This is a genomic window from Caulobacter sp. GW821-FHT11A05, from assembly GCF_058809015.1.
Genome location: NZ_JBXASF010000008.1, coordinates 89,398 through 113,491, shown reverse-complemented (window position 1 = coordinate 113,491; position 24,094 = coordinate 89,398). Strand labels below are relative to the sequence as shown.

Genomic DNA, 24,094 nt, shown 5'->3' with positions numbered 1-24,094 from the left:
GTGGATCATGTTGAACCCCGAAGACTGGGGAACAACGTATCTCCATTTTCAGTCTGACGGCAGGATCATTCCCGCAGCTTAAGACTGCCGTGCCTGGGACCGTCTCATGCCCGTCGGTGACCTTGTCAGGCAGGGCGAAAAAATCTGCGGCCGGAGGTCTTGACGCCGTTTTCGGCCTTCCTAATTTTTTCGCCGTCGAGCGCCACAGGGCTCGACAACAGTCAGGGGGCGCCCGCGCTTCCGGGCGCCTCTCAGGTCCAACTTGCTCGTTCTGAGGAGATGGAAATGAGAACGGCATATGACTTCTCGCCCCTCTACCGGTCGATGATCGGCGTCGATCGCGTGGCGGACCTTATCGACAGCGCGATGAGGAGTGAGGGCGATCGCAGCTATCCGCCCTACGATGTCGAAAAGACCAGCGACGACGGCTACCGCATCACCCTGGCGGCGGCCGGCTTCGGCGCGCAGGAACTCGAAATCACCGCCCAGCCGAACCTGCTGATCGTCGCCGGCCGCAAGGCCAGGGAGGACGACGAGGGCGCGCGCACCTACCTGCATCGAGGCATCGCCGCGCGCAACTTCGAGCGCAGGTTCGAGCTGGCCGACTATGTGGTGGTCAAATCCGCCAGCTACGACAACGGCGTGCTGGCGATCGACCTGGCCCGCGAGGTTCCCGAGGCCCTGAAGCCCCGGCGAATCGAGATCGGCGGCGCCGAGGCGATCCCCAACGTTCGTCGCATCCACAAGGACCAGGCGGAGCATCGCGCCGCCTGACTTGCGCGGAGACCCACAAGCTGAAGTCCGGGGCGCCCGCGGGCGCTCCGGCGCACGTGACGAAAGGAGACCAGGGGAGAAACGATGATGCGACTGGCGACGACGGAACAGATTTTTGACCCGCAGGGTCGCGCGCCCTGCAGCCTCAGGACCGCCATCGAACGTGGCATTCGTCCTGCCGTTGGCTTTCAAAATCCGGATGACGTGGTGAAGGACCCCCACCTGACGTTCCGCGACAAGCGAGAGATTCTCTCATCTTGGGCGTCGGACGCCTCGGCGGTGCAGGACGAGCCGCGCCTGAGATGGCTGTTGGGCACGGTCGAGCCGGTGCCGTTGGATGAGGTGCGGGCGGCGATCAAGCGCCTGGACACGCTGGAAGCGATTCAAGCAACGACATGCGCACCGTCGGGCTTGGACCCCTCCCCCACGGCCGGACGGTTCGAAGCGTGAGCGACGAACCCGAAGGCAGGCCCGCCGGTGTTTGAAGGCTTGCACGGTTCCTGATCCGCCAGCGGCAGCGGTCGCACCTCAGCGCCGCCGGTGGAAGTCCCGCCTCCTGGTTTGTCGCTCACGCTCCAAACCTGTCCTCCGCCCCAAAGGCGGAGAGCCGGTTTTGGCGCGGAGGCCGGCCTGGATGCGACCCCGTCACCCGCGACAGCACCCCCTCCAGCAGCGGCGTCATCAGGTCCAGCCGCCGGGCCTTGATGACCAGGTCCCACAGGGGTTCGAACTTCTTCCAGCCGGCCGAATAGAAGAAATGCTTGGCGCGGTGTTTCATCGAGGGGTGGCTGGCCGCGCCCCTGGCGATGTTGTCCCAGTCGTAGAAGCGGCGATAGGCCCAGTCGTAGCCGGCCTTGAGGGTTTCGGGGCTCATGCCCAGCGGGCGGTAGACCACCTGGCGGGTGTCGTAGCGGTCCCAGTCGCTGGTGGTCAGCCGGCCCTCGGCGGCCATCTGCTTGTAGAGGGCTGTGCCGGGGTAAGGCGTCATGATGTGGAAGGTGGCGGTGGTGACGCCGTTGGCTACCGCCCAGTCGACCGTGCGGGCGAAGACGTCAGGGCCGTCGTCGTCCATGCCGAACACGAAACTGCCGTTGATCATGACCCCGAGGTCGCTGAGGCGGCGGGCGACGGCGGCGTAGTCGCGGGCCAGGTTCTGCTTCTTGTTGCTGGCCAGGAGGTTGGTCGGGCTGAAGGTCTCGAAGCCGACGAACAGGCTGCGCAGGCCGGCCTCGGCCGCCTTTTCGATCAGGTCGCCGCGCAGGACGGAGTCGACGGTGGCCGCCCCCTGGAACAGGCGGCCCATGCCCTTCATGCCCTCGAACAGGCCCTCGGCGAAGCGGCGGTCGCCCAGCAGGTGGTCGTCGAGGAAGTAGAGGTGGCGGCCGGGCAGCCGGTCGATCTCGGCCAGGGCGGCGTCGACGGCCTGGGTGTAGAAGCCGCGGCCACCCTCGAAGAAGGCGTCCTTGTAGCAGAAGTGGCAATGCTGCGGGCAGCCGCGGGTGACGACGATGGAGTTGGGCACCAGGTAGCGGTCGCGGGCGATCAGGTCGCGGCGGATCGGCGGCACGAGCTCCAGGGTGCGGCCGCCGGTCGAGACGTAGCGGGCCTTGGGCTCGCCGGCCCGGAGGTCGGCCAGGAATTGCGGGAAGGTCTGCTCGCCGGGGCCGAGGAAGATGGCGTTGGCGTGCGGGGCGGCCTCCTCCGGCAGGGCGGTGACATGCAGGCCGCCGAGAGCCACGAAGCAGCCCCTGGCGCGGTAGAGGTCGGCCAGGGCGTAGGCGCGGTAGGCGTTGGTGATGTAGACCTGAATGACCACCAGGTCGGGGGCGTCGTCGGTGGTCAGAACCTGGACGTGGTCGTCGACGATCTGGGCCTCGTCGTCGGGCGACAGGTAGGCGGCCAGGGTGGCCAGGCCCAGCGGCGGGAACAGCGAATACTTGATCGGCCGCCAGAACGGGCTCTTGGCCTCGGTCAGGGCGGGCAGGATGAACTTGACGCGCAGGGGTCGCGGCATGTCGGCCTCCGAGTCGGAGACTGCAGACTATGCCTGTAAACCGGGGGTGTGTGGCAGTCCCCTTCCGCATCCGGTGCAGATTGGGTGTGGATCGGCCTGATCGGTTCGCCCGTGCGGCCGCCAAGCTAGGCGCGGAGGGTCAGCCGCCGTGAGGGGGCCCTTCTCCCCTCGTGGGAGAAGGTGGCGCGAAGCGCCGGATGAGGGGGCCCCGGACTGGTGCAGCCGCGATGGGACGGTGGCGACAGGCTGTGTCGGAGGCCGGTGAGCCCCCTCATCCGAGCCCTTCGGGCCCACCTTCTCCCGCGAGGGGAGAAGGGAGACCAGAGGCGAACTCACCGAGTTAGGGATGCAGCGAGGCGCCGCCGAGGGCGTAGGTCAGGCGGACCTTGCGGCCGTCGGACGGCTTGCCGTCGGCGTCCTTGCTGGCCGCCTTGAAGGCGCCGGCCAGGTCGGTGACGAAGCGGCCGAAACCGTTGCCTTCGGCTTCGGTGACGACGCAGTCCTTCGGCCGGCCGGCGGCGTTGATGACACATTCGACGGTGGCGTGGCCGTGACGGGCGCCGTCGTCGTTGGCCAGGGCGCTGGTCTTGTCGGAGTCGGGACGGATGACCCAGGTCAGCTTGGCGCCGCCATCGATGGCCTTGGGCGTCGGGACCCTGGGCGGTGGGGCCGGGGCGGCGATGGCGCTGGTGGCGACCAGGACGGCGATGGAAGCGGCGGTTACGAAAAGGGTACGCATAAGGGTTCCTTTGAACGGTGGCGGACCCTGCGCCCTGCCGCAAAAACGGGCAAGCGCTCGTTGGCGGTCAGCGCCGCGCCAGCCACTCGGCGGCGGTGACGCCGTACTCGACCTCGCCTTCCTCGGCGCCGGCTATCGGTTCCTGGCCCGGCTCCTCGTAGGTGCGCAGGTGGCGCATGCCGAGCTTCTCCATGATCCGCCGGGAGCCGAGATTGACCGCCATGGTGTCGGCATGGATGGCCGGCAGGTCCAGAACCCGGAAGCCGTGATCGGCCAGCGCCGCGGCGCCTTCGACGCCGTAGCCCTGGCCCCAGGCGTGCTGGTGCAGCCGGTAGCCGAGACGGCCGATGCCCTGGTCATCGAGGCTGAGCGCGAACCAGCCGAGGAAGCGCCCGTCCTCGCGGGCCAGCGCCGCCCAGACATCGCGCTCCAGGCCGCGCGGCATGCGATAGAGCCTGGCGTCCTCCGGGCCTGGATGGCGCGGGGTCGGCTGGCCGCCATTGAGGTAGCGCATGACCACGGGGTCCTGCTCGAGGGCGTACAGGTCGTCGAGGTCGGCCGGCGTCACCAGGCGCAGCAACAGCCGCTCCGTGGTGATCACGGGGCGTCGACCCGCGCCGCCGGGAACAGCCGCTCGAACCGGCCCAGCGCCTGGCCGTCGAGCCGGGCGCGGATGCGCAGGGAGCCGTCCTCGCCGTCGTGACGGTCGGTGACCCGGCCGTGGCGATAGAGCCAGGCCAGGGCCTCGCCGGCGTTGGAATCGAGGTGGACGTCGATCTCCGGCGTCTCGTCGACCAGCAGGGCCAGGTGGTTGAGCAGGGCTTCGCAGCCCTCCCCTGTCACAGCCGAGACGGTCATGGCCCCCATCCGCCGGGCCGCGCCCTCGACGTCGGGGCGTTCGTCGGCCGGGACCAGGTCGAGCTTGTTCCAGATCTCGATGAGGACGCGGTCCTCGTCGTCCTTGCCGAGGCCGATCTCGCTCAGCACGTCTTCCACATCCGCCGCCTGGGCGTTGGAGTCGGGGCTGGAGATGTCGCGGACATGCAGGATGACGTTGGCTTCCTGCACCTCCTCGAGGGTGGCGCGGAAGGCCTCGACCAGTTCGTGCGGCAGGTCGGAGATGAAGCCGACGGTGTCGGACAGGATGGCCGGGCGGCCGCCGGGCAGCTTCACCGTCCGCAGCGTCGGGTCGAGGGTGGCGAACAGCATGTCCTGGGCCAGGACCTCGGCCTCGGTCAGGCGGTTGAACAGGGTCGACTTGCCGGCGTTGGTGTAGCCGACCAGGGCGATGGTCGGGTACGGCGCCTTCTGGCGGGCCGTGCGGTGCAGGGTGCGGGTGCGGCGCACCTCCTTCAGCTCGGCCTTCATCTTGACGATGCGGTCGGCGATGGCGCGGCGGTCGAGCTCGATCTGGGTCTCGCCCGGGCCGCCGGTGCGGCCAAAGCCGCCGCTCTGGCGTTCCAGGTGGGTCCAGGTGCGGACGAGGCGCGACTTCTCGTAGGCCAGGCGGGCCAGTTCGACCTGCAGCTTGCCTTCGCGGGTGCGGGCCCGGCGGCCGAAGATCTCCAGGATCATGCCGGTGCGGTCGATGACCTTGACGGCCCAGGCCTTCTCGAGATTGCGCTGCTGGACCGGGGTCAGCTGGTCGTCGACGACCGCGACGTCGATCTCCTCGACCTCGCAGAGCAGGCGCAGTTCCTCAACCTTGCCGCTGCCGAACAGGGTGGCGGGGGTGCGGCCGCGAAGCGGGCTGATCAGCGTCTCGGCGATTTCCAGGTCGAGCGCCATGGCGAGGCCGACGGCCTCTTCCAGACGGGTCTTGGGATCACGTGGCTGGGCGGTCCCTGACCTCACCGGATGGATGATCAGGGCCCGCTGGACCGGGACGGCGTGGTCTATCGATTTGTTGGTCAATCGTCCTGCTCGGGACCCGGCTCGTAGAGCTGAACGGGCTGGGCCGGCATGATGGTGGAAATGGCGTGCTTGTAGACCAGTTGGCTCTGACCATCCCGCCGCAGCAGGACGCAGAAATTGTCGAACCAGCTGACCACGCCCTGCAGCTTAACGCCGTTGACCAGGAAGATGGTCAGGGGCGTCTTGGACTTGCGCACGCTGTTGAGGAAGGTGTCCTGCAGATTCTGCTTCTTGTCGGTCATCGGGGGTTATCCCTCTTTCTTTGTTCGGTCGGCACAGCGCCGACCACACACGAGTTCAGTTCTAGGCCGCGCCGCTTCAACGCGGCAACGGGCCCCAAGGGTGCAAACGTTCAGATGCCTGCATTCTGGGCGTGCTGGATATAGAGGCCCCGGAGGCGAAGCGCCATCTCTCCCGGATGCCCATTTGCAACAGGCTTTCCGTCGATCGAGGTGACGGGGGTGACCAGGGTTCCGGCCCCGGTGATGAAGGCTTCCTGCGCCTCCATGGCCTCGGCCGGGGTGAAGGGCCGCTCCTCGACCTTGAGGCCGGCCTGGGCGATGACGTCGAGCAGGCTGTGGCGGGTGATGCCGCGCAGGATGTTGGCCCGGGTGTCGCGGGTGACCAGCACCCCGTCCTTGCGCAGAATCCAGGCGTTCGACGAGGCGCCTTCGGTGACGAAGCCGTCGGCATCGACGAACCAGGCCTCGGCGCAGCCCCGCTCCCGCGCCGCCTGCTTGGCCAGCACGTTGGGCAGCAGGCCGACGGTCTTGATGTCGCAGCGGCCCCAGCGGTTCTCCGGCAGGGTGATGACCCCTACCCCGGCCTCGGCCTTGGCGTTGGTGGCGGCGCGGTTCAGCGACTTGGCGGTGATCACCAGGCTGGGGGCGACGGGCTCGGTCGGAAAGGCGTGGTCGCGGCGGGCGACGCCTCTGGAGACCTGCAGGTAGAGCAGGCCTTCACGGACGCGGTTGCGGCGCAGGGTTTCCTTCAGCACCACCTCCAGGGCCTTGCGGCTCATCGGATGGGCAATGCGCAGTTCGTCAAGACTGCGCCACAGCCGGGCGAAGTGGCCCTCGGCGTCGCTGAGCTTGCCGCCGAAGACGGCCCATACCTCATAGACCCCGTCGGCCAGCTGATAGCCGCGATCCTCGATATGGACGGAGGCCTGTCCGTGGGGCACGAACTGGCCGTTTACATAGGCTTGCCTGGACATCAGGCCTCTTCTTCCTCGACCACCCGGGCGCTGGTCAAGCCGAGGGATTTGAGTTTCCGGTGCAGGGCCGAGCGCTCCATGCCGATGAAGGCGGCGGTGCGGCTGATGTTGCCGCCGAACCGCAGGATCTGGGCGTTGAGATACTCCCGCTCGAACAGTTCGCGCGCTTCCCGCAGCGGCAGGGCGATGATCCGCTCGGGGCCGATGGTGCCGGCCTGGCCGGCGGAGGAGACTTCCGACGGCAGCATCTCGGCGGTGATCTCGTCGGCGGGGTCGCCGCTGGCCAGGATCAGCATGCGTTCGACGTTGTTGCGCAGCTGGCGGACGTTGCCGGGCCAGTCGTGCACCTGCAGGGTGGCCAGGGCGTCGGGGGCCAGCTTGCGGCGTGGCAATCCCGTCGTGTCGGCGATGCGGTCGATGAAGTAGTCGATCAGCTCGGGCACATCATCGCGGCGCTCGGACAGGCCCGGCACCCGGATCGGCACGACGTTGAGGCGGTGGAACAGGTCCTCGCGGAACCGTCCGGCCGAAATCTCCTCGCGCAGGTCGCGGCTGGAGGAGGAGATGACCCGCACATCGACCTGCACGTCCTGGTCGCCGCCGACCCGGCGGAAGCGCTGCTCGACCAGCACGCGGAGAATCCGGCTCTGGGTCTCGCGCGGCATCTCGGCCACCTCGTCGAGGTAGAGGGTGCCGCCGTGGGCGTGTTCGAACACCCCGATCTTGCGCGGGCGGCCGCCCTCCCCCTCCTCGCCGAACAGTTCCAGGTCCATGCGTTCGGGGGCCATGCCGGCGGCGCTGATGGCCACGAACTCGCCCTTGCCGCGCGGGCTGGCGCCATGGATCAAGCGGGCGACCAACTCCTTGCCGGAGCCGGGCGGGCCGGCGATCAGCACCCGGCTGTTGGCCGGGGAGACCTTGGCGATCATCTGGCGCAGCTGCTGGGCGGCGCTGGAGCGGCCGATGAGGCCGTCGGGCGTCAGGCTCTGGGCGCGCAGGCGGCGGTTTTCGCGCTTCAGGTTGGCGGACTCGAGGGCCCGCTCGACGACCATCAACAGCCGGTCGGACTTGAACGGCTTTTCGAGGAACTCGTAGGCGCCGCGCTTGATGGCGCTGACCGCCGTCTCGATGTTGCCATGGCCGCTGATCATGACGACGGGCAGGTCGGCGTCGAGCGACTTGACCATGTCGAGCAGCTCCAGCCCGTCCATGCCGCCGCCCTGCATCCAGATGTCGAGCACCAGCAGCGCCGGCTTTCGGGCGCGGATGGCGGCCAGCGCCTGGTCGGAATCGGCGGCTGTGCGCACGCCGTGGCCCTCATCGGTCAGGATGCCGGCCACCAGCTCGCGGATATCGGCCTCGTCGTCGACCACCAGAATGTCAGACGCCATCGGTCACCTTTTTTGATCTCTTCGGCTTCGCGGAGGCTTGCTCCACGGGCGGAAACTTGAGGACGACGCGAGCCCCGCTCAGGGTCACCGCATCGGAAAGCAGCAGTTCGCCGCCGTGTTCTTCGGCAATGCGTTTGACGATCGCGAGGCCGAGGCCGGTGCCCTTCTCGCGGTTCGTCACATAGGGCTCCGTCAGGCGGTCGCGGTCGCGGGTCGGCAGGCCGACGCCGTTGTCCTCGATGACGAAGCAGAGCGCCGTCTCATCGGCCACAAGGCTGGCCAGAATGCGGCCCTTGTCGTGGGCCCCGATGCGGCCGGCTATGGCCTCGGCGGCGTTCTTCAGCACATTGATCAAGGCCTGGCCGACCATGCGGTCGTCGCAGGTGAAGGTCAGACCCTCCGGCGGCTCGGCCATCTCGACGGCGATGTCGGGGCTGGCCACGCGCTGGGCGAAGACGGCGGCGCGCAGCATCTCGGCCGGGTCGTGGCTGCCGAACTTCGGGGTCGGCATGCGGGCGAAGGCGCTGAACTCGTCGACCATGCGGCCGATGTCGCCGACCTGACGGATGATGGTGTCGGTGCAGCGGTCGAAGGTTTCCAAGTCGCCGGTGATCTCGTGCCGGTACTTGCGGCGCAGGCGCTCGGCCGACAGCTGGATCGGGGTCAGCGGGTTCTTGATCTCGTGGGCGATGCGGCGGGCGACATCGCGCCAGGCGGCGTTGCGCTGGGCGGTGATAAGCCTGGTGATGTCGTCGAAGGTCAGCACCACCCCGTCGTCGCCGGCCACCCCGGCCCTCACCCGCAGGCGCAGGGTCTCGCCGTGGCGGACGATATCGACCTCGGTCTCGGCCTCGATACGGCTGGCCAGGGCGTCGGCGACGACCTGCGACAGCTCCGGCGCGACCTCGGCGAGGCGGCGGCCGTGAAGGCTGTCGGATTCCAGTTCCAGGAGCCGGATGGCCTGGCGGTTGGCGGTGGAGATGCGGCCGTCGGCGTCGACGCCCAGCACCCCGGCGCTGACGCCCAGCAGCACGGTCTCGATGAAGTTGCGGCGGGATTCGGCGTCCAGGCTGGCCGCGGTCAGGGCCGTCTGCTGGTCCTGAAGATCTCCAGCCATACTATTGAATGCCTTTGACAATACGGCGATATCTTCAGGCTCGTTACCGATCTCGACCCGGGCCCGCAGATTGCCGCCGGCCACCTGTCCCGCCGCCTGCACGACCCGCGCGATCGGCACGGCGATCGAGTTGGCGACGGTGATCGCCACCCAGACGGCGGCGATCAGCACCAGCAGGCCGGTTTCCAGGAAACTGAGGGCAAAGGCGGTCTTGACCATGCCCCGCCGCTTGGCGGAGTCGCGGTAGGCGATCAGCGAGGACTCGGCGTTGCGCAGATGGGCGAGCATGCCCTTGTCCACCGGCCGGACGACATAGAGGTAGGCGCCGTCCTCGAACCCCTCGAGCCGGTCGAAGCCCTTGAGCCGGTAAAGCCCGCGGTAGAGGTCCTCGGACTCGAAGGATTTCAGGAAGACTTCCTGGTCGGTCCCCGCGAAGGCGTCGTCCGGCGGAGCCAGGAAGGGCGGCGGATCCTCAATCTCGGCGCGGGCCAGGATGCGGCCCTGGCGATCGATGATGTAGGCGGCCGGGAAGGCGCGGTAGGAGGCCAGGGTGGCCAGGAAGTGGGCGAACGCCACCGGCTTGCTTCGGATGAAGGGCGCGGCGTTGTTCAGGTCGCCGGCCATCTTGCCCATGTCCTCGCCGATATCGGCCTTCTGGCCGTCGACGTAGGAGCGGGCCACGGTGGCCGAGTTCTCGACCACGGTCCGCACCCGCGGACTGAACCAGGCCTCAACGCCGCCGGTGACCAGGGCGCCGGAGAAGCCGGCGACCACCACGGCCGGAGCGACGGCGGCGGCCGCGAACAGCAGCAGAAAGCGGCGATGGAGCCGGGCGCCGGCGTCGGCCTGCCCTTCGCTGATGACCTGCGCCACCCGGCGGCCGATCAGCACGGCGATGCCGAGAATCAGCACCAGGTTGACGCCGAGGACGATGAGCACGGTCTGGCTGGCCGGTCCGACCAGTTCGCCGGCCGGCGGCGAGGTGGCGAGGTAGGCGCCGACGCCGGTCAGGACGGTGGCGACCGCATAGGCGCCGCCGAGGAAGTAACGCGACCCGAGGACACGCCGCCAGACGGCGAGCCAGCCCGGTCCGCCGCGCGGCTCGACGATGGACGCGCTTTCACTCATAGGCTCACCGTACGGCGAGATGTGCCAAAAATTCAACACCTATGTGGCGCGAATGCGTCATCTGCGTTTGCCCCGAAAAGGGGGACCCGCGTTATCGCTTCCCACGGGTCAATTCGACCCCGAGATCGACGATCTTCTTCCTTAGAGTGTTGCGGTTCAGGCCAAGGATATCGGCGGCCCGCACCTGATTGCCACGGGTGGCGGCCAGGGTCAGGCGGATCAGCGGCCGTTCGACCTCTTCCAGGATGCGGTCGTAGAGGCCGGGGGGCGGCACGCCGTCCGGCTGGTCGGCGAAGTGGCTGGCCAGGTGGCGCTCGATCAGGACCCCGAGCGTGACCGGCCCCTCCTCGCCCATCACGGCCGGGGCCTGTTCCTGCAGCTCACGCTCGACGATGCGGGCGCTGATCAGCTCCTCGGTATAGAGGGCGCAGATGCGGCGGATCAGGTTCTCCAGCTCGCGGACGTTGCCGGGCCAGGGGTGGGTCTTGAGGCGCTCGAGGGCGGCCTGGTCGATGGTCTTCGACGGCAGGCCTTCGCGGGCGGCGCGGAGCAGGAAACTACGGGCCAGGTCAGGGATGTCCTCGGTGCGGTCGCGCAGCGGCGGCAGGCGCAAGGGCGCGACGTTGAGGCGGAAGAACAGGTCCTCCCGGAACAGCCCCTGGCGGATCAGGCCGCGCAGGTCGCGGTTGGTGGCGGCGATCAGGCGGACGTTGGGGCGGCGGTTGGTCTTCGGGTTCAGCGCCGGCTCGGCCCCGTCGATGACGCGTAAGAGGCGGCTCTGGGCGTCGAGCGGCATGTCGCCGATCTCGTCGAGGAACAGGGTGCCGCCGTCAGCCTCGACCAGCTTTCCCAGATCGCCGTCGCCACGGCCGAACAGCTCGGTCTCGACCCGTTCGCGGGGCACGGCGGCCAGGTTGATGACGACGAACTTGCCGTCCCGCCGGCGGCCAAGGTCATGCAGCGCCCGCGCCACCAGTTCCTTGCCCGAGCCGCTCTCGCCGGTAATCAGCACCGTCAGGTCGGCGCCGACCAGGCGGGCGATGGTGCGATAGACATCCTGCATCGGGGCCGAGCGGCCGATCAGCGGCAGGCGCTCGTCCTTCATGGCCCTGGCCTGGGCCTTGCTCGCCTCGGCGTCTGCCGGGCGCGACAGGGCGCGGCGGGCGGCGGCGGTGACCTCATCGAGGTCGAAGGGCTTGGAGACGTATTCGAAGGCCCCGCCCTCCGAGGCGTTGACCGCCGTCAGCAGGGTGTTCTGGGCGCTCATCACGATGACCGGCAGCTTGGGCCGATCCTTGCGGATGCGCGGCAGAACATTGAAGATGTTCTCGTCGGGCATCACCACGTCGGTGACGACCAGATCGCCCTCCCCGTCCTGGATCCATTTCATCAGGGTGGTGACATTGCCCGTCGCCCGCACCTGATAGCCGAGGCGCGTAAAGGCCTGGCTGAGCACCAGACGCACCGAGCTGTCGTCGTCGGCGATCAGGATCTTCTTGTTGGCGGGGTTCATGGGGTCTCCGACGCGACGGGAAGCAGGACACGGAACACGGTGCGACCGGGCTCCGATTCGAAATCGATCAGGCCGCCATGGCCGGCGACCAGCTTGGCGACGAGCGGCAGGCCGAGGCCCGCGCCGCTGGCCTTGGAGGTGACGAAGGGCTGGAACAGGTGGTCGCGCACCGAGGCGGCGATACCGAGGCCATTGTCCTGCACCCGGATCTCGATCGGCGCGGCCTTCTGGATGCGGCCGTCGGCCCCGCGCACCTTCACGCCCGGACGCCAGGCGGTGGAGATGGCCAGCTCGCCGCGGCCGTCGCGGCGGCCATGGGCGGCCTCGGCGGCGTTCTTCACCAGGTTGAGGAAGATCTGGATCAGGTGGTCCTCGTCGCCGCTGACCGGCGGCAGCGAGGGGTCGTAGTTCTCCTTGATGGTCAGGCCGTCGGCGACGCCGTTGGCGACCAGGGCGCGGACGCGGTCCAGCACCTCATGGATGTTGACGGCCGTCTGGGTCGGCAGGGCGTCGTCGCTGAAGGCCTCCATGCGGTCGACGAGGCGGCGGATACGCTCGGTCTCGTCGACGATCAGCTGGGCCAGCGGGGCGTCCTCGATCGCGGCGCCGGTCTTGAGCAGCTGGGCGGCGCCGCGGATGCCGGCCAGCGGGTTCTTGATCTCATGGGCCAGCATCTGGCCAAGCCCGACGACCGAGCGCAGGCCAGACGGATCGGCGGCCCGCTCGAAGCTCATCGCCCCGCCGCGGATATGCAGGGTCAGCAGCACCGAACCGTCGCCCAGCGGCGTGGCCGCCCCATCGGCCAGGAAGGGCGGCTGGCCGAACAGGCCAATCTGAACCCCGTGCTCGCGCACCCGGGCGCCCTCCTCCAGGGCCCGGTCGAGCAGGCGGGTGAGCGGCGAGTCCTCGGGCAGCACGGCGCGGAAATGGCCGCGCGCCAGCAGGGCCAGGCCCTGGCCGAACAGGCCCTCGGCCGCCTCGTTGACCGAGGCCAGGCCGCCGTCGGCGTCGATGACCAGGGCCGGGTCGGGGCTCATCTCGAAGGCGGCGGCGCGCAGGGCTTCGACGGCGCGGGCGCTCTTGATCGGTTTGCCGTTGGTGGTCATGCGGCCAGCCTCCGCTCAGTCAGCCACAGGTGGGTCAGAGCCGCCTCAACCTCGGCCGGGGTTTCCAGCCGGCAGAGCTCGGCGCGGGCGGCGCGGCGGGCTTCCGGGCTGACGGGAACGGGCGCGGCCTCGATGTAGGAGGCCAGGTGCTTGCGAAACATCTTCAGGCCGAGGCGTTCGCCATAGAAGCCCAGCGCGTCACGGAAGTGGTCGAGGGCGATGGCCAGGCGGGTCTCCATGTCGGGATCGGCCAGGTCGCGGCCCTCGAGGCCGGCGTCGATCTGGGCGGCGATCCACGGGCGACCGTAGGCGCCGCGGCCGATCATCACCCCGTCGGCGCCGCTGGCCTGCAGGGCGGCGCGGGCCGAGGCGAGGTCGACGATATCGCCGTTGACGATCAGCGGCAGGTCGATCTCGCGCTTCACCGCCGCGACAGCCGACCAGTCGGCCTCGCCCTTGTAGAACTGGCAGCGGGTGCGGCCGTGCACGGTGATGGCCCTGGCCCCAACAGCCTGGGCGCGGGCGGCGAATTCGGGGGCGTTGCGGCTGGCGTCGTCCCAGCCCAGGCGCATCTTGACGGTCACGGGCAGGTCGACCGCGTCGACGGCGGCGGCGACCAGGCTTTCCGCCAGGTCGAGGTCGCGCATCAGGGCCGAGCCGGACTGCACGCCGGTGACCTCCTTGGCCGGGCAGCCGAAGTTGAGGTCGATGATCTCGGCCCCGGCTGCTGCGGCCATCTTCGCGCCGGCCGCCATCATCGCCGGGTCGCGGCCGACCAGCTGCACGACCATCAGCGGCAAGCCCTCGCCGACGGCGGCGCGGCGCACGACGTCCGGCCGGCCCTTGGCGAACTCGGCGCAGGCGACCATCTCGGTGGCGACATAGGCGGCGCCCAGACGCGCGGCGGCGCGGCGGAACGGCAGGTCGGAGACGCCTGTCATCGGCGCCAACCAGACCCGGCTCTTCACCACCTTATCCCCGACTGTGAGCTGATTGCTCATTTCTTGTTCAACCCCATCGCCGCCTTTTTAGGCATATTGTGCGGCGCAGTAAAGGGCGGCGTTCACTCCAGCGCCTCGCGGACGGTCGAAAGCCGCGACCGGCTGACGGGCAACGGCGCCCCCTCCTCCATCACCAGCCGCCAGCGGCCGCCATCTCGCTCCAGGCTTCTGACCCGGGCCAGGTTCCCGATGGCGGAGCGGTGAATGCGCAGGAAGCCGGCCGGCAGCTGGGTCTCGAGCTGGTCCAGGCGGGCGGCGTGCAGAAGGCTGCGGCCGCCGGTCAGGCGCAGCTCGGCATAGTCGTCGGCCCCGACAATGGCCAGGATGTCGGCGATGGGAACCCGCTCCACCCCGCGCGCCGAGGCCACCGTGAGCCTGTCGGGCCGGCTGGCGGCGCGGGTCAGGGCGGCTTCGCGCTGCTGGTCGTCACGGCTGAGGCGCACCACCTCGGCCATCAGCAGGGGCAGGACCAGGATGGCGACGAGCAGGACATAGGAGAGGTCGACCAGCCATTCGGGGAAAACGACCCCGAGCACCAGGAACAGCGCCAGCCAGGCCAGGCTGGGCGCGGCGCCAGACCGGCGCGCGCGGATCGTCGCCGCCCCCGCCACGCCGAGGGCCAGGGCCACCCCGACCAGCAGCGCCATCCCGGTCTTCAGGTCGAAGCCCGGCAGCAGCCAGGTGGCGGCGACGGCGGCCAGCGCGATCCCCACCACCCAGCGCCGGGCAGGCGGCAGGAAACGGCCGGCGACATAGGCGACGAGCAGAACCGAAAAGGCGGCGGCCAGAACCCAGATCGCGGCCAGCCGCCAGCCGTGGAACGGGTAGGCGTAGGACATCAGGGGGCGAAGGCTCTCGACCACGGCCTGCAGCGCCGTGACGCCGGCCATGGCCGCCAGAAGCAGGCTGGAGCCGGTGCGGCGCAGGAGGTGGATCACGCCAAACCCGAAGGCGGCGGCGAGCAGACTGCCGGCCGCCACCAGCGTCACCGCCAGCAGGGGCGCGCGGGACGGATAGGGATAGGCGCTCACCGCGATCATCGGCATCGGCCGGGCAAGGCGCAGACCGCCGTGGAAGGACGACAGGCGAAGCGCGATCTCGTTGCGGCCGGTCCGCCAGGCGGTGTCCGGAATCGGGAAGGCTGCCTCATACCGCCCTGGGACTTCCAGGCGGGCGCTTGCGCCGGGACGTCCGTTGCGCCCCAGCGGCCGGCCGTTGAGCCAGGCCTCGGACGAGGCGACGCCCACGACATAGAGGGCTCGGGGCCGGACATCGCCGGGCGCGGCGGCGGCGAAGCGGAGCCACAGCTCGCGCCCCTGCGGATCGATGACGGCCGGGGCAGGCGCACAGCGGCTGAGAATCGGACCGTCCGGACCTGGCGCCCCCTGGCAGATCTGCCAGCGGGCCTCTTCGGCGCGAACGACGGTGGCCAGGCTCACGAGGAGGCCGGCGATGAACAGAATCCGCCACATGGACGCCTTATAGGGCGCCGTTCGCCGGAGGGGGTGACCGTTGACCGATCCTGGCGCGCCGTTGACCGAAGCGGCCGGACAGGGCCGGCCAGCGCCGACCAGATGGGCGCATGACCAACACCGCCCTGCACCGCCGCGCCGTGCTCGCCGCCGGCCTCGCCCTGCCCTCGCTCGCCTTTGCCCAGCCGGCGGCCGAGCCATTCCGCTTCAAGAGTTCGCGTGGGGTGGAGACCGACGCCGAAAAGGGTTGGTTCGAAGTTCCCGAGGATCGACGCGATCCAGGTTCGCGGCGAATTCGGCTCACCTATGTGCGCTTTCGCTCGACGGCCGCCCGTCCCGGACCGCCGATCGTCTATCTGGCGGGCGGTCCCGGCGGCACGGCGACCGGGGCGGCGGCCGGGCGGCGGTTTCCGATCTTCATGGCGCTGCGCGAGGTGGCCGACGTCATCGCCTTCGACCAGCGGGGAACCGGGGCCTCGAACCATATTCCCAAGCGTCCGCCGAGCTCGGCCCCCTTGCCGGCCTTCACCCGCGCGGGGCTGACGGCGGACGTCCGGAGAGAGTTCAAGCGGGCCTGGGCCGAATGGACCGCGGCCGGCGTGTCGATGGGCGGCTACAACACCGCCCAGAGCGCCGATGACGTCGATGACCTGCGCCGCCACCTGGGCGCAGCCCAGATCGACCTCTGGGGCATCAGCTACGGCTCGCACCTGGCGCTGTCGGTGCTGCGGCGGCATGGCGACCGGGTCCGCCGGGTGGCGCTGGCCAGCCTGGAAGGACAGGACCAAACGGTGAAGCGGCCGGGCCATATCGACGCCTACCTGCGCCGGGTCGACAGCCTGCTGGGCGCCGACCCGGCCCTGCGGACCGCGGTCCCCGACCTGCTCCAGCTGATGCGCCGGGTGCACGCCCGGCTCGAGGCGGCGCCGGCGCAGCTGACCGTTCCGGTGCGCGGCGTCCCGACGGAGGTGACGGTGGGCGGATTCGCCGTGCAGCTGATCGCCGGCAGCCTGATCGCCAATCCCGAAACGCTGGTCCTGCTGCCGGGACTCTATCTGGCGCTCGACGCCGGCCAGACCTCGGCCCTGACCCCCTTCGTGACCGAGATGGCCGGCCTGCCCGGGGTGAGCGGCATGCCCGAGGCGATGGACCTGGCGTCGGGGATATCGCCGCGCCGGCTGGCGCTGGTCCGGCGCGAGGCGCGGACGGCGGTGCTGGGGGACGCCTTGAATTTCCCCATGCCGCATCTCCTGGGCGCCGTGCCCGGCGTCGACCTGGGGGCGGGCTTCCGCGCGCCGATGCGGATCGATCACCCGGCCCTGCTGGTGTCAGGCACGCTGGACGGCCGCACGCCGCTCGAGGAGCAGGCCGGGGTGGCGGCGCAGTTCCGGCGCGCCTCGCGGGTGATCGTCGAGCACGCCGGGCACAATGTGTTCGAGGCCCACCCGGAGGTTCAGGGCCTGCTGGTCCGGTTCTTCGGCGGCGACGCCGTGCCCGACACCCGTCTCAGCCTGCCGGCCCCGGTCTTCCGCCTGGGGTAGGCCGACAATCCGGTGGCGGCGCCTTAGGCCGGCGTTCCGACGCCTTGCCTCATCCAGGCCGCGTCGGCCCTGACGGCGGAGGGCAGACGCCCGGTCAACCGACGAAAGGTGCGGATCATGTGGCTCTGATCGCAGAAGCCGGCCTCGAGCGCGATGAGGGCCGGCGCCTGGTCCGTCTCGCGCAGCAGGTGGGCCGCCCGCTCGACGCGGAATCGCGCGGCGGCCTCGGACGGCGCCTCGCCGGTGGCGGCGCGATAGGCCGACGCCAGCCAGACCGGGTGACGACCGATCTCGCCCGCAAGGTCCCGTACGCTGAGGCCTGGGGTGGCGCGCAGCCGTTGCTCGGCCTCGCGCGTCCATTCGGGCCGGGGGATCGTCGGCTGCCAGCCGGCCCCGCCGACAAAGGTCTGGAGGATGTCCCGCAGCTCGGCCGGGTCCGAGACCGCAAGGCAGGCCCTGGCCAGGCCACGCACCCGGTCACCGGCCCAGCCGCAGAGCCACCGCGAGACCGGCCTCGCCGGCAACAGTGATCCGCCCAGCCAATCGGGATCGAACTCGATTTCGATCTGTTCGAAGCCCAATGGCCCGATGCGGTTCCGATGCGCGGCGCCGGCCCGGTACAGCATGGCTGAGGGGCCGGCGATGCCGACCTCCCCCAGTTCCGTTTGGTTGCTGTAGCCGCCGAGAACGAAGAGCGAGAGGACCGGCCAGTCGTGCGCGTGCTCGGCGACCAGGCCATGGCTGTGATCGACCACGCGGCGGACACGAACGCCGCTGAAGCTGTGCAGGACTTGACCCATCGCCCGGCAGGATACCAGCGAGGCGGTCGCAGGACGAGTTAAGCTCCTTTCATCCGTCCAATCGCACCGGGCGGAGATCCAGTACGACAGGGGCAGAACAGCACCCTGGGTGAAATGATGATCCGAGCCTTGGCCCCACTGGCGGCGACCGCCCTGCTCCTTGTCCTGGCCACGCCGGGCGGCGCCGCGGAGCCGGCGACCTGTCCCGTGGGGAGTTACGCCATGGCGGACGGCGATGTCGTCGTCGTCGGACCGACGAGCGGCGGCCTGCGCTGGCGGCGGCTCAGCGGCGAGACCGGCAAGCTGACGGGCACAGCGGAAGGCTGGCGGCACACCGTGGGATGGACCGAACGCCCCGACCCGCGAGACATCGCCTTCGGCCCCTGCGCCTCCGGAACCCTGAGCCTCGGCAAGGAGACCGGCCGACGGATTGCGCTGCGGACCCAGGAGACGACCTTCGTCTCCCACGACGTCCGGCTGGTCGGGCGACTGATTCTGCCACCTGAGGACGGGCCGGTCCCGATCGTCGTCCTGCTGCACGGCTCCGAGCGCGACTCGGCCCGGGAGTTCGACGCGCTGCAGCGCCTGCTGCCCGCCATGGGCGTCGGCGCCTTCGTCTACGACAAGCGCGGGACCGGGGCGTCGGGGGGGACCTACACCCAGGACTTCTGGCTGTTGGCCGACGACGCCGTCGCGGCCCTGAAGGAGGCCCGGCGGCTGGCCGGCGGCCGTGTGCGCAGGATCGGTTTCCAGGGGCCGAGCCAGGGTGGTTGGGTGGCGCCGATCGCCGCCAGCAAGTCCGATGCGGACTTCGTCATCGTCAGCTTCGGCCTGGCGGTCTCGGTCATCGACGAGGACCAGGAGGCCATCGCCTTCGAGATGGGCCTCAAGGGCCATGGCCCCGAAGAGATCGCCAAGGGGCTGGAGGTCGGCCGGGCGGCCGAGGCCCTGTTCGAAAGCGGCTTCACCGAGGGCTTCGAGGCTTTCGACGCGGTCCGCGACAGGTACCGCAACGCGCCCTGGTACAGGGACGTGCGTGGCAATTTCACCCACTTCATCCTGCCGATGAGCGCCGAGGACATCCGCAAGGCCGCCCCGGCCTTCCGATTCGGCACGCCATGGCGCTATGACCCGATGCCCACGCTGGAGCGGCTCGACACGCCGCAGCTGTGGGTTCTCGGAGGCAAGGACCTCGATGCGCCCAGCGGTGAAACCGCCCGGCGCCTGGCAGGATTGATGGCCAGGGGGCGGCCGATCACCCTGGCCGTCTATCCAGACGCCGAGCACGGGATGACGGAGTTCGAGGTCGCCGCCGACGGTTCGCGGGTCTCGACCCGCTATTCGGACGGCTACTACCGTCTGATGCGCGATTTCGCGCGCGGCGATGGCCTGACCCCGCCCTACGGCGCGGCGCGCATCCAGAGTCCCAGGTAGCGAAGAGAAACAAACCGGTTTCCGCCGGGGGCGGCGGCGCTCTAAGACACACCCATGACCTTCGCCGCCATCATCGTCGCCGCCGGCAGCGGCACAAGGGCCGGGCCGGGAGCCGCCAAGCAGTGGCGCGACCTGGCCGGCAAGCCGGTGCTGCGCTGGTCGGCTGAGGCGCTGCTCAGCGCCGGCGCCGAAGCCCTGGTCGTCGTCGTCGTCGAGGACGCTCAGGCCCAGGCGGCCGAGGTTCTCGCCGGCCTGACCGGCTGGACCCTGGCGACCGGCGGCGCCACCCGCGCCCTGTCGGTGCAGGCCGGTCTGGCCGCCCTCGCCGTCGATTCCGAAACACCGGTGCTGGTGCACGACGCCGCCCGCCCCCTCGTCACCGCCGCCCACGTCCGCGACCTCCTCGATGCCCTGAAGGACGCCGACGCCGCCCTGCCCGCCCTGCCCGTGGCGGACACCCTGCGGCGCGTCGCCGAGGGGCGGACCGAAACCGTCTCCCGCGACGGCCTGTTCCGCGCCCAGACCCCGCAAGCCGCCCGCGCCGGCCGGCTGGCCCAGGCCTATCGCAACTGGGCCGGGCCGGGTGAGCCGACCGACGACGCGGCCGTGGTCGAGGCCGATGGCGGCCGGGTGGTGCTGACCGCCGGTGATCCGGCCCTGATGAAACTGACCTATCCGGAGGACTTCCAGATGGCCGAGATGCTGGCCGGGGCCACGAAGATCACCCGCATCGGCCAGGGTTTCGACGCCCATCGCTGGGGCCCCGGCGAGGCGGTGTGGCTGTGCGGCGTGCGCATCGACCACGACCAGACCCTGATCGGCCACTCCGACGCCGACGCCGGGCTGCACGCCCTGACCGACGCCATCCTCGGGGCCATCGGCGAGGGCGACATCGGCGACCACTTCCCGCCGACCGACCCGCAGTGGAAGGGCGCGTCGTCGGACCTGTTCCTCAAGCACGCCGCCGAGCTGGTCACCCGGCGGGGTGGCCGCATCCTCAACGTCGACCTCACGCTCATCTGCGAGCGGCCGAAGATCAAACCGCACCGGGCGGCCATGCGGGCCCGGCTGGCCGAGCTGCTCGGGCTTTCCCTCGATCGGGTCAGCGTCAAGGCGACGACGACCGAGGGAATGGGCTTTACCGGCCGCCAGGAGGGGCTGGCGGCGCAGGCGGTGGCGCTGGTGGAGACGCCCGCCTGACCTCGGCCTCGGCCTGCCAGGCCCAGCGGCGACGCGGCGGACCCCAGGGCAGCTCGACGCTGGCCATCATCGCTCCGATCAGGTTGGTGTAATCGTCGGTCCAGGCGCGCACCCTGGCCGGCGGCGGGGGCAACCATTGCGGCTCGGCGGCGTAGGGCGCCAGCACGGCCGGGTCCTTGGCGACGATCATCACATCCTCCGAGGACTCCCAGTAGCTGGGCATGTTCTCGGCCGCCGAATGGCCCTGGAACAGCGCGTGGCCGCCCGCCGCGTGGACCACCGAAGCGGCCGGGAAGATCAGCTCCAGGTGGCGGTTGGACAGGTGGAGGATGACGATGCCGTCCGGCTTCACCCGGTCGAGATAGCCCCTCATGGCCTCGACGGTCAGCAGGTGGGCGGGAATGGCGTCGGAGGAGAAGGCGTCGATCAGCAGAATGTCGTACTTGCCGGCTGGCTGCTTCTCCAGGGTCAGGCGGGCGTCGCCCAGCACGTAATCGACCGGACCCTTGGCGCATTGGGTGGTGTAGCTGAAGACCTTGGGGTCGCTGGAGGTGGCGACGACCTGGGGGTCGATCTCGAAGAAGGTCATCTGGTCGGTCGGCCGCACATAGGCGGCGACCGCGCCGGTCCCCAGGCCGACCGCGCCGACGGTGACGGCGCTCTTGCTCTTCTGAACCTTGGTGAACACCTGGCCGATCGGCGTTTCCGGCGCGTAGTAGACCAGCGGCCGGCACTGGTAGCGCGGGTCCTGCGCCTGGGCCCCATGCAGGGTGGTGCCGTGCGAGAAGACGCGCACCTTGCCGCCGAGCCCCGGCACGTCGGCCATGGAGAAGTGGACGACGCCGAAGAAGCTGCGCCGGCTCTGGTAGTAGTCGGTGTGCGGATCGATGGTGTAGGCCGAATAGGCCAGCAGCGAGATGGCCGCGAAGAACAGCAGGGCCCGCTCACGCACCGTCACGGCGCAGACGGCGATGGCCACCACCCCCACGGCGCCCGCCACCCGCACCGTCAGCACCGCCGGAATGGCCGCCGTTGTGAACTGGTTGGCCAGGGTCAGGAGGGCGAGATCGGCGCCGATGACCGCCAGGGCGATGACCAGCCACTCGAGCGGCCTGGGCTCGACGGCGAGATCGGGGCGCAGGCGGAACAGCACGATGGCGCCGCCGACCGCCAGGCCGCTGATCGCCACCAGAACCAGGACCAGGTCGATCAGGGTCATCCCCTGGATGGGCCGCAGGCCCTGGCCTGGCGTCAGGCCGGCGACCAGGGTCAAGGCCCAGGCCGCGGCGGCGATGCCGAGGAAAACCCATTCCAGCCGACGGGGCGGCGCGTCCGACTGGCGCCGGGCGTTGGCCATGACGGCGAGGCCGGCGACGGCGGCGAGGCCCAGTCCGGCCAGGATCCGCAGGACGGTCAGGGAGGAGAAGGCGTTCTTGTCGGCGACGAGGAAGTACCAGAACCGGTCGGTCACCGAGACCAGGGCGATGACGAAACCGGTCACGGCGATGACGCAGATGACCAGCTCGCGCCGGGTCGGCATCAGCTGTCCGAACGGACGCGCCAGGGCGCAGAGGCAGAGGACGATGCTGTACTCAGCCACCGTCTCGAAGATCAGCGGCGCGACGAACGCGTTGAAGGCCCCGCCGACCACGCCGCCGATCGACATGCAGAGGTAGAAGTCGGTCAGCCGGCTCGGATCGGGCCGCCGCGCCACCAGGGCCTGATGGCAGACCAGGGCGCAGAGGAAGAAGGTGACGAGGTGGATGCCAAGCGTGAACAGCACGTTGGGCGAGCCGAACGGCATGGTGGCGACCGTGACGATCAGGGCCGTCGACATCAGGATCAGCGCCAGCCTGGGCGGGATCATCGGCCGGGTCTGGAAGGCGATGATGAAGGTCAAGAGGTAGAGCGACAGCGGCAGCACCCACAGGAAGGGCGCGCTGGCCACGTCGGTGGTCAGGTGGGCGGTGACGCCGAGCATGAGGCTGGACGGCAAAGCGGCCAGGGCAATCCAGGTCAGCCGCTGGCGCCAGGTCACCGGCGCGGCCTGGGCCGGGGTCTGCTCGGCGACGGTGGGCGCCGCGGCGGTGTCGTGTTTGCGGACGTTGAGGGCCAGGACGATCATGATGCCGACGAAGGCGACGTAGAGGCCGCTCCAGCCATAGCGCTGGTCGTGCAGCAGCAGGGCCGGCTCCATGATGGCCGGATAGGCCAGCAAAGCCAGCAGGCTGCCCAGGTTGCTGGCGGCGTAGAGGGCCCAGGGCTCGGGGCCCCCTTCCCGGCCGTGCACCTTGGCGTGCCAGGCCTGGACCAGCGGGGCGGTGGCCGACAGGGCGGCGAACGGCGCGCCGATGGAGATGGCCAGCACCCCCAGCAGCCAGAGGGCCGGCGGCGTCGCGCCGGGATCGCCCAAGAGGGTGGTGATGCGCAGCGGCAGCAGGGTGGCGGCCAGGACCATGACGCAGAGGTGGATCAGCACCTGGGTGCGGGCCCGGGGGATTTTCTGCAGGAAGTGGGCGTAGCCGTAACCGACCAGCAGCGCCCCCTGGAAGAAGGCCATGGAGGTGTTCCACACCTGCGGCGAGCCGCCCAGTTGCGGCAGCACCAGCTTGGCGACCATCGGCTGGACCATGAAGACCATGGAGGCGCCGCAGAACACCGCCAGGACGTAGATCCAGGGGATCCGCTCCTTGGCGATCGGATCGCTCGGTTCGGCGGGAACGGGCACGGCGTCGGTCGCGGTCATGGATTTTCCGAATCGTCTTGAACAGCCAGCCGGGCGATGTTGGGCTGTCCCAGCCATTTGACCAGCCCGGAGCGCGCGCCCTCATGTTTCCCCTGGAGATCCAGACCCTGGCGCGCCTCCTGCTGGAGGAGTGCCGCGACCAGCGTCTGCGGATCGTCACCGCCGAAAGCTGCACCGGCGGCCTGGTCTCCGGCGCCCTGTGCAGCATCCCCGGGGCCTCGGACGTGCTGGAGCGCGGCTTCGTGACCTATTCCAACCGCGCCAAGCAGGAGATGCTGGGCGTGCCGGGCGACCTGCTGGCCGACCACGGGGCGGTGTCCGAGCCGGTGGTGCGGATGATGGCCGAGGGGGCGCTGGAGCACTCCAACGCCCATCTGGCGGTGGCCGTTACCGGTGTGGCGGGCCCCGGCGGCGGCACGCCGATGAAGCCGGTCGGCACCGTCCACTTCGCCACCGCGCGCAGCAATCACGGCATCCGTCACGCGGTCGAGCGGTTCGATGGGCCGGACAGGATCGACGTGCAGATCGCCAGCGTCATCATGGCGCTGACCATGCTGCGCGAGGCCATCTAGGGGAGAGGAACCATGGAATTCACCAAACCGCCGGCCGTGGCGACCGGCGTCTATCCCTATCTCACCGTCAAGGGTGGAGCCGCCGCCGTGTCCTTCTACGAGGCGGCCTTCGGGGCCAGGGAGCTGTTCCGCAACCTCGGCCAGGACGGCGTGCGAATCATGCACAGCCGGCTGGAGATCAACGGCGACATCGTCATGCTGTCCGACGACTTCAGCGACGCCGGCGCCCCGGACCCGGCCGCCGTCACCCTCCACCTGCAGGTTGACGACGCCCGCGCCTGGTTCGACCGGGCCGTGGCAGCGGGCGCGACGGTCCGCATGCCGCTGGACGATATGTTCTGGGGGGATCGGTACGGACAGCTGACCGACCCGTTCGGGCACAGCTGGTCGATCGGGCAGACGCTGTAGGGCTCACG

The 24,094-nt window shown here is 70.0% G+C and carries 21 protein-coding genes; 7 read left to right on the top strand and 14 right to left on the bottom strand.

All coding sequences use genetic code 11. The features are described 5' to 3' along the window. Nucleotides 1-285 precede the first annotated feature (285 nt). Both AC1RSK_RS13115 and AC1RSK_RS13110 read left to right on the top strand, forming a co-directional pair. Nucleotides 286-774 carry an Hsp20 family protein gene (locus AC1RSK_RS13115; RefSeq protein ID WP_492907996.1) on the top strand — a complete coding sequence of 163 codons (489 nt, stop codon included), beginning with the start codon at nt 286-288 and terminating at the stop codon, nt 772-774. A gap of 84 nt (nt 775-858) precedes the next feature. Further along, a complete protein-coding gene (locus AC1RSK_RS13110; RefSeq protein ID WP_492907995.1) occupies nt 859-1,224 on the top strand; it encodes a hypothetical protein in 366 nt (121 codons plus the stop codon). A 118-nt stretch (nt 1,225-1,342) separates the two neighbouring features. On the opposite strand, the gene AC1RSK_RS13105 is transcribed toward AC1RSK_RS13110, so the two are convergent. From AC1RSK_RS13105 to AC1RSK_RS13050, 12 genes are all read right to left on the bottom strand, one after another. Then, complete coding sequence (locus AC1RSK_RS13105) at nt 1,343-2,788, bottom strand: B12-binding domain-containing radical SAM protein (protein WP_492907994.1); 1,446 nt, start codon at nt 2,786-2,788, stop codon at nt 1,343-1,345. A 340-nt stretch (nt 2,789-3,128) separates the two neighbouring features. Next, nucleotides 3,129-3,527, bottom strand: coding sequence for a hypothetical protein (locus tag AC1RSK_RS13100; RefSeq protein ID WP_492907993.1), 399 nt, complete (start codon nt 3,525-3,527; stop codon nt 3,129-3,131). A gap of 67 nt (nt 3,528-3,594) precedes the next feature. Beyond that, nucleotides 3,595-4,128 (bottom strand): GNAT family N-acetyltransferase, encoded by a 534-nt coding sequence (locus tag AC1RSK_RS13095; protein ID WP_492907992.1) that lies wholly within the window; start codon nt 4,126-4,128, stop codon nt 3,595-3,597. After that, a complete protein-coding gene (gene hflX, locus AC1RSK_RS13090; RefSeq protein ID WP_492907991.1) occupies nt 4,125-5,441 on the bottom strand; it encodes a GTPase HflX in 1,317 nt (438 codons plus the stop codon). The genes AC1RSK_RS13095 and hflX overlap by 4 nt, the downstream gene beginning before the upstream one ends. Beyond that, nucleotides 5,438-5,683 (bottom strand): RNA chaperone Hfq, encoded by a 246-nt coding sequence (gene hfq / locus AC1RSK_RS13085; RefSeq protein WP_166576241.1) that lies wholly within the window; start codon nt 5,681-5,683, stop codon nt 5,438-5,440. Before hfq ends, hflX begins: the two co-directional genes overlap by 4 nt. A 110-nt stretch (nt 5,684-5,793) precedes the next feature. Further along, nucleotides 5,794-6,657, bottom strand: a complete 864-nt coding sequence (locus AC1RSK_RS13080; protein ID WP_492907989.1) for a D-amino-acid transaminase — start codon at nt 6,655-6,657, stop codon at nt 5,794-5,796. Beyond that, complete coding sequence (gene ntrX, locus AC1RSK_RS13075) at nt 6,657-8,048, bottom strand: nitrogen assimilation response regulator NtrX (protein WP_492907988.1); 1,392 nt, start codon at nt 8,046-8,048, stop codon at nt 6,657-6,659. Before ntrX ends, AC1RSK_RS13080 begins: the two co-directional genes overlap by 1 nt. Continuing rightward, on the bottom strand, nt 8,038-10,293 hold the full coding sequence (locus AC1RSK_RS13070) for a sensor histidine kinase NtrY-like (protein ID WP_492907986.1): 2,256 nt from the start codon (nt 10,291-10,293) through the stop codon (nt 8,038-8,040). The genes ntrX and AC1RSK_RS13070 overlap by 11 nt, the downstream gene beginning before the upstream one ends. Nucleotides 10,294-10,384: 91 nt before the next feature. Continuing rightward, entirely contained in the window at nt 10,385-11,806 is a 1,422-nt protein-coding gene (locus tag AC1RSK_RS13065; protein WP_492907985.1) for a sigma 54-interacting transcriptional regulator, read from the bottom strand. Continuing rightward, complete coding sequence (locus AC1RSK_RS13060) at nt 11,803-12,912, bottom strand: two-component system sensor histidine kinase NtrB (RefSeq protein WP_492907984.1); 1,110 nt, start codon at nt 12,910-12,912, stop codon at nt 11,803-11,805. The genes AC1RSK_RS13065 and AC1RSK_RS13060 overlap by 4 nt, the downstream gene beginning before the upstream one ends. Beyond that, nucleotides 12,909-13,913 carry a tRNA dihydrouridine synthase DusB gene (gene dusB, locus AC1RSK_RS13055; protein WP_492907983.1) on the bottom strand — a complete coding sequence of 335 codons (1,005 nt, stop codon included), beginning with the start codon at nt 13,911-13,913 and terminating at the stop codon, nt 12,909-12,911. The genes AC1RSK_RS13060 and dusB overlap by 4 nt, the downstream gene beginning before the upstream one ends. 62 nt (nt 13,914-13,975) lie before the next feature. After that, on the bottom strand, nt 13,976-15,385 hold the full coding sequence (locus AC1RSK_RS13050; protein ID WP_492907982.1) for a LytR/AlgR family response regulator transcription factor: 1,410 nt from the start codon (nt 15,383-15,385) through the stop codon (nt 13,976-13,978). Nucleotides 15,386-15,495: 110 nt separating this feature from the next. Here AC1RSK_RS13050 and AC1RSK_RS13045 point away from each other — a divergent pair, with 110 nt between their 5' ends. Further along, complete coding sequence (locus AC1RSK_RS13045; RefSeq protein ID WP_492907981.1) at nt 15,496-16,926, top strand: alpha/beta fold hydrolase; 1,431 nt, start codon at nt 15,496-15,498, stop codon at nt 16,924-16,926. A 23-nt stretch (nt 16,927-16,949) separates the two neighbouring features. Here AC1RSK_RS13045 and AC1RSK_RS13040 read toward each other — a convergent pair whose 3' ends face one another. Further along, nucleotides 16,950-17,726, bottom strand: coding sequence for a helix-turn-helix domain-containing protein (locus tag AC1RSK_RS13040; protein WP_492907980.1), 777 nt, complete (start codon nt 17,724-17,726; stop codon nt 16,950-16,952). Between the two features lie 222 nt (nt 17,727-17,948). On the opposite strand from AC1RSK_RS13040, the gene AC1RSK_RS13035 reads away from it, so the two are divergent. Together AC1RSK_RS13035 and AC1RSK_RS13030 are read left to right on the top strand one after the other, a co-directional pair. Beyond that, nucleotides 17,949-19,160, top strand: coding sequence for an alpha/beta hydrolase family protein (locus tag AC1RSK_RS13035; RefSeq protein ID WP_492907979.1), 1,212 nt, complete (start codon nt 17,949-17,951; stop codon nt 19,158-19,160). Between the two features lie 54 nt (nt 19,161-19,214). Next, nucleotides 19,215-20,360 (top strand): bifunctional 2-C-methyl-D-erythritol 4-phosphate cytidylyltransferase/2-C-methyl-D-erythritol 2,4-cyclodiphosphate synthase, encoded by a 1,146-nt coding sequence (locus tag AC1RSK_RS13030; RefSeq protein WP_492907978.1) that lies wholly within the window; start codon nt 19,215-19,217, stop codon nt 20,358-20,360. On the opposite strand, the gene AC1RSK_RS13025 is transcribed toward AC1RSK_RS13030, so the two are convergent. Then, a complete protein-coding gene (locus AC1RSK_RS13025; RefSeq protein ID WP_492907977.1) occupies nt 20,299-23,106 on the bottom strand; it encodes a fused MFS/spermidine synthase in 2,808 nt (935 codons plus the stop codon). The genes AC1RSK_RS13030 and AC1RSK_RS13025 overlap by 62 nt on opposite strands. 83 nt (nt 23,107-23,189) lie before the next feature. Here AC1RSK_RS13025 and AC1RSK_RS13020 point away from each other — a divergent pair, with 83 nt between their 5' ends. Further along, nucleotides 23,190-23,678 carry a CinA family protein gene (locus AC1RSK_RS13020; protein WP_492907976.1) on the top strand — a complete coding sequence of 163 codons (489 nt, stop codon included), beginning with the start codon at nt 23,190-23,192 and terminating at the stop codon, nt 23,676-23,678. 12 nt (nt 23,679-23,690) lie between these two features. Further along, nucleotides 23,691-24,086: a VOC family protein gene (locus tag AC1RSK_RS13015; RefSeq protein WP_492907975.1), complete on the top strand. Its 396-nt coding sequence runs from the start codon at nt 23,691-23,693 to the stop codon at nt 24,084-24,086. Nucleotides 24,087-24,094 lie beyond the last annotated feature (8 nt).

Excerpts from the sequence above, each read along its gene's own strand:
- AC1RSK_RS13115 (WP_492907996.1), top strand. The coding sequence starts at position 286 with ATGAGAACGGCATATGACTTCTCGCCCCTCTACCGGTCGATGATCGGC.
- AC1RSK_RS13110 (WP_492907995.1), top strand. The coding sequence starts at position 859 with ATGATGCGACTGGCGACGACGGAACAGATTTTTGACCCGCAGGGTCGC.
- AC1RSK_RS13105 (WP_492907994.1), bottom strand. The coding sequence starts at position 2,788 with ATGCCGCGACCCCTGCGCGTCAAGTTCATCCTGCCCGCCCTGACCGAG.
- AC1RSK_RS13100 (WP_492907993.1), bottom strand. The coding sequence starts at position 3,527 with ATGCGTACCCTTTTCGTAACCGCCGCTTCCATCGCCGTCCTGGTCGCC.
- hfq (WP_166576241.1), bottom strand. The coding sequence starts at position 5,683 with ATGACCGACAAGAAGCAGAATCTGCAGGACACCTTCCTCAACAGCGTG.
- AC1RSK_RS13080 (WP_492907989.1), bottom strand. The coding sequence starts at position 6,657 with ATGTCCAGGCAAGCCTATGTAAACGGCCAGTTCGTGCCCCACGGACAG.
- ntrX (WP_492907988.1), bottom strand. The coding sequence starts at position 8,048 with ATGGCGTCTGACATTCTGGTGGTCGACGACGAGGCCGATATCCGCGAG.
- AC1RSK_RS13070 (WP_492907986.1), bottom strand. The coding sequence starts at position 10,293 with ATGAGTGAAAGCGCGTCCATCGTCGAGCCGCGCGGCGGACCGGGCTGG.
- AC1RSK_RS13065 (WP_492907985.1), bottom strand. The coding sequence starts at position 11,806 with ATGAACCCCGCCAACAAGAAGATCCTGATCGCCGACGACGACAGCTCG.
- AC1RSK_RS13060 (WP_492907984.1), bottom strand. The coding sequence starts at position 12,912 with ATGACCACCAACGGCAAACCGATCAAGAGCGCCCGCGCCGTCGAAGCC.
- dusB (WP_492907983.1), bottom strand. The coding sequence starts at position 13,913 with ATGAGCAATCAGCTCACAGTCGGGGATAAGGTGGTGAAGAGCCGGGTC.
- AC1RSK_RS13050 (WP_492907982.1), bottom strand. The coding sequence starts at position 15,385 with ATGTGGCGGATTCTGTTCATCGCCGGCCTCCTCGTGAGCCTGGCCACC.
- AC1RSK_RS13045 (WP_492907981.1), top strand. The coding sequence starts at position 15,496 with ATGACCAACACCGCCCTGCACCGCCGCGCCGTGCTCGCCGCCGGCCTC.
- AC1RSK_RS13040 (WP_492907980.1), bottom strand. The coding sequence starts at position 17,726 with ATGGGTCAAGTCCTGCACAGCTTCAGCGGCGTTCGTGTCCGCCGCGTG.
- AC1RSK_RS13035 (WP_492907979.1), top strand. The coding sequence starts at position 17,949 with ATGGCGGACGGCGATGTCGTCGTCGTCGGACCGACGAGCGGCGGCCTG.
- AC1RSK_RS13030 (WP_492907978.1), top strand. The coding sequence starts at position 19,215 with ATGACCTTCGCCGCCATCATCGTCGCCGCCGGCAGCGGCACAAGGGCC.
- AC1RSK_RS13025 (WP_492907977.1), bottom strand. The coding sequence starts at position 23,106 with ATGACCGCGACCGACGCCGTGCCCGTTCCCGCCGAACCGAGCGATCCG.
- AC1RSK_RS13020 (WP_492907976.1), top strand. The coding sequence starts at position 23,190 with ATGTTTCCCCTGGAGATCCAGACCCTGGCGCGCCTCCTGCTGGAGGAG.
- AC1RSK_RS13015 (WP_492907975.1), top strand. The coding sequence starts at position 23,691 with ATGGAATTCACCAAACCGCCGGCCGTGGCGACCGGCGTCTATCCCTAT.